Origin of the sequence: Achromobacter sp. RTa, assembly GCF_000757485.1 — a bacterium.
Taxonomy (GTDB): domain Bacteria; phylum Pseudomonadota; class Gammaproteobacteria; order Burkholderiales; family Burkholderiaceae_B; genus Achromobacter.
Map to the genome: position 1 here is coordinate 1 of NZ_JPYO01000026.1, position 698 is coordinate 698.

A 698-nucleotide genomic window follows, 5' to 3' on the forward strand; every position below is an offset into this window, starting at 1 on the left:
GCCGTATCACGGCGGTTTTGCGCCAGGCAGGGGATCTGGTGAACCACAAAACGGGGCAGAAACTGATGCAGGCATCGGGCTTGAAGTCGCTTGTGCGCGCCAAGAAGTACCGGTCATACCGAGGCCAGTCACATCACGTGGCGGCCAATGTGTTGGCGCGTGACTTCGAGGCGGCGCATCCGCACGAGAAGTGGGTTACCGACGTGACCGAGTTCAACGTGAGCGGGGAGAAGTTGTACCTGTCGCCGGTGATGGACCTGTACAACGGCGAGATCGTGGCTTACGAGACCAGCCGACGACCGGTGTTCAAGCTCGTGGGCAATATGCTGAAAAAGGCGCTCGCTCGGCTACGCCCGGCGGACCGTCCTGTCCTGCACTCCGACCAAGGTTGGCAATACCAGCAACCCGCCTACCGGCACATGCTCGCAGCCCGGTCAGTAACGCAAAGCATGTCACGCAAAGGAAACTGCCTGGACAATGCGGCCATGGAGAGCTTCTTCGGTACGTTGAAGGCTGAGTTCTTCCACCTGAACCGCTTCGAGAGCATCGAGCAGTTGCAGGCCGGCATCAGGCAGTACATCCGTTACTACAATCACGATCGCATCAAGCTCAAGCTAAAAGGCCTGAGCCCGGTGCAATACCGAGCTCAGGCCTTCGGGCTTTAGCTTCTGACCGTCCAACTTCTGGGGGTCAGTTCA

General features: G+C 58.9%; 1 protein-coding gene. It reads left to right on the plus strand.

Going from position 1 to position 698, the window contains the following annotated elements; all coding sequences use genetic code 11:
• On the plus strand, positions 1–665 hold a 665-nt coding region (locus JL37_RS08085), incomplete at its 5' end, for an IS3 family transposase (protein WP_043543200.1).
• Positions 666–698 lie beyond the last annotated feature (33 nt).